Raw genomic sequence first — 8539 nt, 5'->3', positions numbered from 1 at the left:
GCGGCTGGTCGAGGCCACGGGTGAGCCTGTAAACGTCTTTGTCGCCATCGGTGGCGGCGCGTCGAGTAAGCTTTGGTGCCAGATCATTGCCGACATCACGGATCGCCCGGTGGTGCGGGCGATCACTCAGGAAGCGTCGAGCCTGGGAGCAGGTATTGCGGCGGCAGTGGGTGCTGGTTTGTATGCAGATTTTGCCAGCGCCGCGTACTCCATGACTCAAGGCGGTGAGACCTTGCTGCCGGCCCCGGCACAGCGTGAATTTCACCGTGAACTGTTTGAACTGTACGCCGACCTGTATCCGCGCCTGCGGGATTTGTACCCAAGGCTGGCAAAGCTGAATCGGCGCTAGATGACCCACCTGTAGGATGCAATGTGAACTTTAGATACCTTGGTCAAGCAGTTGTTGGGCAGTCGTCTCGTCGATCACCAGTTCATGGACAAAATTGCGCAGCAGCACGGCGCGGATGATGTCGGCCTTGTACGGACCGCCAGAGACCAATACCACTTTTTTGATGCGCTTAAGGTCTTCCAGCTCAAGGGAAATGGCCCGTCTATTCAACGGATGATTGACCTCTACACCGTCACGGTCGAGCCAGCGCCCCAGTAAGTCGCCCACCGCGCCAGTGGCTTTCAAGGTACGTGCGTCCTCGGCGCTGACCATGCCCAGTTCAAACATCAGCGAGCGCTCGGTCAAATCACCCACCGTGACCAATGCCAGATCGGCATTTTTCGCCTTGCCGAGGACGTCTTGCACCGACGCTTCGGCGAGGATCATGTCCCGGTACTGGGCCGACGGCGCGTAGACAGGCGCGGCCAGGTAATAATGAGAGCCACCGAACAGACCGGCAAAACTGGAGGCGATTTCCACCGTGTTGTTTGCCGAACCGTAATGCAGGCCGCCCAGCAACGAAACCACAGTCATGCCCTGCAACACGCGGCTTTGAGTTTCAAGAACGGCTTGGCGCAGGGTCCGGCCCCAACCCACAGCAACCGTGCAGCCATCAAACAGCTGATCATGGATGGTCGGCGCCACCGCGACGCCCAGCACTCGGAAAATCATCTTTGGGTCTTCCGGGGCTGGCACCACCGTCACCCGGCTGAGGCCAAACAGCTCTTGCAGGCCATGCTCCAGCTCGATGCAGGAGGCCAGTTTAGAGTTGATGCGGATTTGCACCACGCCGGTCTCACGGCTGTTCGCCAACACCTTGTTGACCCGCACCCGGGTCAGGCCGAATCGGTCAGCGATCTGCTGCTGGGTCATGTTGTTGACGTAGTAATACCAGGCGATACGGATGGTCAGCTGGTGTTCGGCATTGATTCGTTCGGCGTCTAAATCAAAGTCCGGATGGGGTTCTTGCACGGCCTTTTCCCTTCGCATTCATCGAGTTGCCCGACGCCTACTTCACAGCGCCCATGGTCAGACCTTGTACCAGATGTTTGGAAACCATCAACGCAAAAATGATCACCGGGAACACAATCAACGTACCGGTGGCCATGATCTCTCCCCAAGGCAGGTCGTAACCGCTCATGAAACTGGTGGCGGTCACCGGTGCCGTACGTGCGACGTTGCGGGTCAGTACCAAGGCATACAGCAGCTCGTTCCAGGAAAAGATAAAAGAGAAGATGGCCGACACCGCAACCCCTGGCATCGCCAACGGAAGGGCAATCCGCCAAAAGATGGTGAAGCGTGAAGCGCCCGAGAGCCGTGCCGCTTCATCGAGGTCCTTGGGTACGCCGCGAAACTGGTCGGTGCAAATCCACACCACGATCGGCAGGTTGAAGGTCAAATACACCAGAATCAGCACCAGACGGGTATCGATCAGTCCCAAGGTGCGCGCCATGAGGAAAATAGGCAGGGCAACCACAATCGGACTGAGCATGCGGTTGGTGATGAACCAGAACCACAGGTCTTCCTTACCCTTGAACTCAAACCGCGCCAACGCATAGGCCGCGGGCGTGCCAAGCCCCACGGCCAATGCGGTGGTGCAGGCGGCAACGATCAGTGAATTGGCCAGGCTGGACAGCACATCTCGATGAAACAACACCTGAACGTAGTTATCCAAGCGCGGGGTAAACAGCCAGATCGGCGGCGAGGTCAACGCTTCGGCCTGGGTTTTCATGCTGGTCGCTACCATCCAGTAGAACGGAAAGACGGCGAACAGAAAGATCGCCAATAGCCCGACCAGGTGCCAGCCATTGACCCTCCGGCGCGGCTTGGCAATGACCTGTTTGGCGACGACGGTATCGGCACTCACGGTGGCCATATCAGATCTCCTGGTAAACGAATTTGATGTACAGGCGCGCCAGCACGATGGTCAGGATCAGCAGCAAAATCGCTTGGGCCGATGCCACGCCCTGGTCAAACACGCGAAAGCCGATGCGCTGGATGTAGACGCTGACCAACTCAGTGGCAGCGCCCGGCCCACCGCGGGTCATGGTGAATACGGTGTCGAACATCTTCAGGATGTCGGCGGTGCGCAGAATCAATATCACCGTGACGCTGGGCAGCAGAAACGGCAGCTGCACGTGGCGGATGATTTGCCAGCGGCTGCGTGTTTCCAGGCGCGCGGCTTCTTCTATTTCCGTTGGGACCATGGTTAGACCGGCCAGCAGCACCAGCGCGCAAAACGGCGTCCATTGCCAGACGTCCATCAGTGCCACGGCAATAAACGCATTGGTGGTGTCGCCCAGCCACTCCACCGGCCCCGCATGAACCATGGCCAACAGGGCATTGGCGACGCCGAAGTCGCGGTTGAAAATCAGTCGGCCGATCAGGCCCACCACGGCCGGCGCGGTGGCCAGCGGAATGACCAAACTCATGCGCGCCAGCAGCTTAAAGCCAGACAATCCGGGCTTGTGCAGCAACAACGCGATGATCAAACCCAGTACCAGTTGAATCGGCACCACGGTGAGCAGAAAGACGAAGGTGCGACCCAATGAGGCCCAGAACGACGGGTCATTGAACACGCTGACGTAGTTATCGAAACCAATGAACGGCGTCGGGTCGCGAGGGCGCGACAGGTTGTATTGGCGGAACGAATTGACCAAGGCGAACACCGTCGGGAATATCCCAATCAACGCCAGGGCCACCGTGGCCGGCGCGAGGAAGGCCAAGGCCGCTCGCGTGTTGTTCCACAGGGTTGGAAAGACCGCCGGCTTTTTATCGCTGGACATGGGCAAGACACTCCTGGCGCGGGTTTAGCAAGTCAGGAAGAGGGCGCCGCGCAACCTCAGGTTGTTAAGCGCTGCGCGGCACCCGAGCGGTTATTTCAACAGTGGTTTTTTACCGTCGTAGTAGCCGGCCTTGCCTAGAATCTCTTCAACCCGCGTACCAATGGTCTTGGCCCCATCCGCCACACTGACCTTGCCCAGCATCATCGCCGTGCCGTTCTCACCGACAATTTCCGAAATCTCAGGCCATTCGGCGAAGCGTGGGCGGAAGTCCGGGACGCCGCCTTCCCATGAGGTGACCATCGGCTGCACGAATGGGTAGCGCTTCTGGATGTCCGGGTCTTTGTAGACCGCACTGCGACCGCTGACACCGCCAGCTTCGAGGTACGGCTTGGCCATGGCTTCGGAGGTGACCCACTGAATGAACAACCAGGCAGCGGCTTTTTTGTCATCCGGGGCGTTGGCGTTAACCCCCAGCGAGAACCCACCCAATGCTGGTTTCAGCCCCGCTGGACCTTTAGGTTCGGTCGCCACGGCCAGGCAATCGGTGATCTTCGATTTAGTCGGGTCGGCCAAGGTGCTGTAGAACGCCGACCATTCGGTGATCATCGCGACATTGCCTTGGGCCAGGGCGTTGACCGCTTCGTTGTGGTCATAATCGACGATGCCTGGCGGCATGAATTTCATCAGGTCCTGGCGGAACTGCAAACCGGTCTGGGATTCTTTCGAGTTGAGGTTGGATTTGAACTTTGCGTCCAGCAGCGATCCGCCAAACGGCCAGAGCATGCGCATGAAACTGTCTGCCGACTGGGTCTCGCCGCGCCGGGATTGCAGCGCGTAGGCGTATTTGCCGTTGCCGGTCAGTTTAGGTGCGTAAACCTTGAGCAGTTCATCCCAGGTCGCTGGTGGCTTGTCGAAACCGGCGTCCTTGAGCATGCATTTGTTGTAATACAGCAGGCCCGAGTAGTTATCGAACGGCAGCCCATAGACTTTCTTGTCCCACGTGCCGAACGACTCCAAAAGGATCGGGAAGAACCCGTCAAGCTTCAGGTCCGGGTCAGCCAGTTTCTTGTCATCGGTGAAGGTCTTGACCGGTTCCAGCCAGCCGTTACCCGCGAACTCGCCGATCCATACTACGTCGGTCAGCACCACATCGTTTTCGTTGCCCGCGGTGAAATCCAGCACTTGGCGTTCACGGCTATTTTCATAGGGAACGGTTTCGTAGCTGAGTTTGATTCCAGTCCTCTTCTCGAAATCTGGCAGCAGTTTGATGGCGGCGGCGTAACCGGGACGGTCGAGGAAAATGGCCTTGATCGTGGTGCCTTTGTAAGGCGCGGCGGCTTCTTCCAGGGTCCAGGCGTGCGCGCCCCCAGAGGCGAGGGCGACCGAGAGCGCAAGGGCATTCCATACAAGCTTTTTCATTACGTGACCTCATTTGTTGTAGTTGGTGAGGAGTACGTCTTTTCGACGCGCACTTGCGCGCCTGCTTTCAGGGGTTCGCTTTAGGGATTGGGGAAGATCACCGTCTTTGGGCAACACCGAGATGAATTCGGTCATGGCGCCGTGGATGTAGGCAGCCCGCATGTGGTCTCCGCCTTGACATTTGTAATTGTTGAATTACAAATGATCGTAGAAGGAAAACTCTAGCTGTCAAGAATCGAATTTACTGCTTTGCTTTACTCGTACCCACAGTTTGTAGCCACAGTTTGTAGACATGTTCCGAGCACCCCGGAGCGCCGGAACTCACAACAATAATCAAGGGGACACGATTTTGACTGAGCTCAGATTGAGTGGCGTCGAAAAGGCGTATGGCGACATCAAAGTCCTGCATGACATCAACCTGGAAATCGAGAGCCGCGAGTTCGTAGTGTTCGTCGGGCCGTCGGGTTGCGGCAAGTCCACTTTGCTTCGCTCGATTGCCGGGCTGGAAAGCATCACCCAAGGGCAAATTCGCATCGGTAGCCGCGATGTCACGTATCTGGAGCCAGCAGATCGCGGAGTGGCAATGGTTTTCCAGTCTTACGCGCTGTACCCGCACATGTCGGTCTATGACAACATCGCCTTCGGCTTGAAAATGCAGAAGCTGCCCAAGGCCGAGATCGAGGCCAAGGTGCGCAATGCCGCGCGCATCCTTCAGTTGGACGCCTTGCTCGACCGAAAACCTAAAGCCCTGTCTGGCGGACAACGTCAGCGCGTCGCCATCGGTCGCGCGATTGTTCATGAGCCAGAAGTCTTTTTGTTTGACGAGCCACTCTCGAACCTCGACGCGTCGTTGCGGGTGCAGATGCGCATCGAGATTGCCAAACTGCACAACGACCTACAAGCCACGATGATCTACGTGACCCACGATCAGGTTGAGGCCATGACCTTGGCCGACAAGATCGTGGTGTTGAACAAGGGCCGCATCGAGCAAGTGGGTTCGCCGCTGGAGCTGTATCACCACCCGCGCAACCGCTTCGTGGCGGGCTTTATCGGCTCGCCGCAAATGAGCTTTGTGCCGGTCACCGTCGTGGCGGTGGGTGCGGAAGGGGTAAGCGTCAGCCTGCCGGGCGGCGAACGGTTACTGGTCCCGGTTCAGGCTGAGGGCGTCGCCATCGGTGCGTCGCTGACATTGGGCGTGCGCCCGGAACACCTGTCTGAACTGGGCCACGGCGAAGCGCGAATTCTGGCGAAAACCCTGGTGGTTGAACACTTGGGTGGAGAAACCTTCAGCCACGCACAGACCGCCGACGGTCATCACATCATGGTCAAAGGGGCCGGGAATTCGCAGGTCAAAGGTGGGCAAAACCTGGCAATCGGCGTGACCGGCGCCGGCTGCCATTTGTTCGGCGAAGACGGCAATGCGTTGGTACACCTCACGCATTACACCGAAGTGGCGCATCCTGCGTTTTGTACATTGCCTGAACATCTACTTTGAGAATTTTTTTGCTCCAACAACGCAAAGTATGACTGCGATGGTCACTCCGAGCATGGCGATACTCACGTGCTCATGCAGTAGCGTCGCGGCCAGTGCTAATCCAAAGAACGGCTGTAGCAATTGAAGCTGGCCGACTGCGGCGATGCCTCCTTGGGCGAGGCCGCGGTACCAAAATACAAAACCGATCAGCATGCTGAAAATTGATACATACGCCAGACTGAACCACGCGGATGGGGTTATGCCTGAGAACGAGGGCGGTGCGATGTACAACGCCAGCGGAGCCATTACCGGCAGCGAAATCACCAGCGCCCAAGAGATCACCTGCCAGCCGCCGAGTGTCCTCGACAGCTTCGCCCCTTCTGCATAACCCAGTCCGCACGCGAGGATTGCCAGCAGCATGAGAATGTCGCCCGCTGGCGAAGCGGTCAGCCCTTGGGAGACGGCAAACCCTACTACCAGCGCGCTTCCCAATACCGAGAACAACCAGAATACCGGCCGCGGACGCTCGCCGCCGCGCAGCACCGCGAACGCAGCGGTGGCGAGTGGCAACATGCCAACGAAGACGATGGAATGCGCCGACGTCACGTACTGCAGTGCCAGCGCAGTTAACAGCGGAAACCCTACGACAACGCCCATTGCTACGATCACTAAGGGTAAAAGCTGATGCTTGGCGGGTCGTTTCTCTTTAAATAGCACCAGTACGCAAAGCGCTAAAACCCCGGCAATCGTTGCGCGGGCAATCGTCAGGAACACCGGATCAAATTCCAGGACGGCCACCCGCGTGGCTGGCAGCGAGCCACTGAAGATGAGGACACCGATGAACCCATTGAGCCATCCGCTTGCTACTTTTTCCGTCATTTGGTGTTGCGGGTGCGATGTACGTTCCATCGTGGGACACGCTCGATGTTATTTGCGGTATATCCATCGTATGATCGAAAAACAATACAATCAAAAAATTGTCATGGATACGCCTCGGTATGCCTCGATCACGCTACAAGTCACTGGTGGATTCTTTTGCGGCTGACATCCGCTCAGGGCGGCTTTCGCCCGGCACGCGCTTGCCGACACACCGTCAATTAGCGGCTACCGAAGGGCTGGCCTTGGTGACGGCAACGCGGGTTTACGCAGAGCTGGAAGACATGGGTCTTGTCAGTGGCGAGACCGGGCGCGGCACGTTCGTCAGGGAGACTTCACTGTCGCCTGGTCAAGGCATCGATCAGCAAAGCGTCGCTGCTGGCATGATCGATCTCAACTTCAACTACCCGTCACTTCCAGGGCAGGCAGAACTGCTGCGCACGGCGCTTCGCCAACTCGCATTGGGCGGCGATCTTGAGCCCTTGTTACGCTACCAACCCCACGCGGGGCGTTTGCATGAACGTGCGTCTGTGGCGCGCCATCTGCGCGCCCGTGGGCTGACCGTTGATGCTGAGCAGGTGTTGATGGTCAGCGGTGCTCAACATGGCTTGGCCGTCACGATGATGGCGCTGTTGAAACCCGGTGATGTGATTGCAGCGGATGCGTTGACCTATTCGGGGTTTAAGGTGCTGGCCGAGTCACTGCACCTTGAAGTGCTGCCAATTCCTGTGTTCGATCACGGACCTGATCTACAGGCGCTGGAAAGCTTGTGTCGTAGTCGACGTGTGCGGGCGGTGTACTCGATGCCAACCTTGCACAATCCGCTGGGATGGGTGATGAGTGCCGATCAACGCGAGCAGTTGGTGAGCATCGCGCGCAAACATGGGCTGCTGATCATTGAGGACGCCGCTTATGCCTTCCTCGCCGAAGACCCGCCGCCACCGTTAGCTGCACTGGCACCCGAAAGGACGGTTTACGTGTCCGGGCTATCGAAGAGCGTGGCCACCGGATTGCGTGTCGGTTTCGTCGTCGCCCCGGCCGACAAAGTAGCCGCGTTGGAGCGAACCGTCAGAGCCACCACCTGGAATACTCCGGGCGTTATGACAGCCATTGCAAGCGCGTGGCTCGACGACGGTACCGTTATGCAATTGGAGGCTGAAAAGCGCGGAGATGCGCAGGCCAGACAAGCCGTGGCTGTTGAGGTGTTGGCAGGGCTTCGTTGCGTCAGCCATCCGTCTTCGTATTTTCTTTGGCTGCCCTTGGCTGAAGATGCCAGGGCCGACCAAATCGCCATGGCATTGCTGCGTGAAAAAGTATCGGTTTCAACTGCGGAGCCGTTCGCTACCTCTGCCCACGTGCCGCACGCGATCCGCTTGGCGCTCGGCTCCGTGGAAATAAGCGTACTGCGAGAGGCGCTGGAAAAAGTGAAGTGGGTGGTGGAGGCTTATTCGTAGGCGTGTACCAAAATGAACTGCACCCAAAAAGTTGGACACCCATCTGACTTTTTGGGTGTTTTGCATGAACAGGTATACAGCCTCATTTAAACAGACCGCGATTAAGGCCTACCTCGATGGCCCGGCAGGATTTCGAACCATT

The 8539-nt window shown here is 57.9% G+C and carries 9 protein-coding genes; 3 read left to right on the top strand and 6 right to left on the bottom strand.

What is annotated here, in order from left to right:
• The coding region (locus M0974_RS01605; RefSeq protein ID WP_297831808.1) for an FGGY-family carbohydrate kinase at positions 1–349 on the top strand (349 nt) is incomplete at its 5' end.
• 30 nt (positions 350–379) lie between these two features.
• On the opposite strand, the gene M0974_RS01600 is transcribed toward M0974_RS01605, so the two are convergent.
• The 5 genes from M0974_RS01600 to M0974_RS01580 form a co-directional block, all read right to left on the bottom strand.
• Positions 380–1360 (bottom strand): sugar-binding transcriptional regulator, encoded by a 981-nt coding sequence (locus tag M0974_RS01600; protein WP_297831806.1) that lies wholly within the window; start codon positions 1358–1360, stop codon positions 380–382.
• Positions 1361–1397: 37 nt separating this feature from the next.
• Positions 1398–2264 carry a carbohydrate ABC transporter permease gene (locus M0974_RS01595; RefSeq protein WP_297831802.1) on the bottom strand — a complete coding sequence of 289 codons (867 nt, stop codon included), beginning with the start codon at positions 2262–2264 and terminating at the stop codon, positions 1398–1400.
• A gap of 1 nt (position 2265) precedes the next feature.
• A complete protein-coding gene (locus tag M0974_RS01590; protein WP_297831798.1) occupies positions 2266–3174 on the bottom strand; it encodes a carbohydrate ABC transporter permease in 909 nt (302 codons plus the stop codon).
• 90 nt (positions 3175–3264) lie between these two features.
• Complete coding sequence (locus tag M0974_RS01585) at positions 3265–4593, bottom strand: sugar ABC transporter substrate-binding protein (RefSeq protein WP_297831795.1); 1329 nt, start codon at positions 4591–4593, stop codon at positions 3265–3267.
• 9 nt (positions 4594–4602) lie between these two features.
• On the bottom strand, positions 4603–4755 hold the full coding sequence (locus M0974_RS01580) for a hypothetical protein (protein ID WP_297831792.1): 153 nt from the start codon (positions 4753–4755) through the stop codon (positions 4603–4605).
• 187 nt (positions 4756–4942) lie between these two features.
• Here M0974_RS01580 and M0974_RS01575 point away from each other — a divergent pair, with 187 nt between their 5' ends.
• Positions 4943–6088 (top strand): ABC transporter ATP-binding protein, encoded by a 1146-nt coding sequence (locus M0974_RS01575; RefSeq protein WP_297831790.1) that lies wholly within the window; start codon positions 4943–4945, stop codon positions 6086–6088.
• On the opposite strand, the gene M0974_RS01570 is transcribed toward M0974_RS01575, so the two are convergent.
• Positions 6080–6976, bottom strand: coding sequence for a DMT family transporter (locus M0974_RS01570; RefSeq protein WP_297831787.1), 897 nt, complete (start codon positions 6974–6976; stop codon positions 6080–6082). The genes M0974_RS01575 and M0974_RS01570 overlap by 9 nt on opposite strands.
• A gap of 89 nt (positions 6977–7065) precedes the next feature.
• Here M0974_RS01570 and M0974_RS01565 point away from each other — a divergent pair, with 89 nt between their 5' ends.
• Positions 7066–8397 (top strand): PLP-dependent aminotransferase family protein, encoded by a 1332-nt coding sequence (locus M0974_RS01565; protein WP_297831784.1) that lies wholly within the window; start codon positions 7066–7068, stop codon positions 8395–8397.
• The last annotated feature ends 142 nt before the right edge of the window (positions 8398–8539 follow it).

Origin of the sequence: Pseudomonas sp. (assembly GCF_026224925.1) — a bacterium.
Lineage (GTDB): Bacteria > Pseudomonadota > Gammaproteobacteria > Pseudomonadales > Pseudomonadaceae > Aquipseudomonas.
Note: the sequence above shows the minus strand (reverse complement) of the source record. Positions and strands in the feature narration are given on the sequence as shown.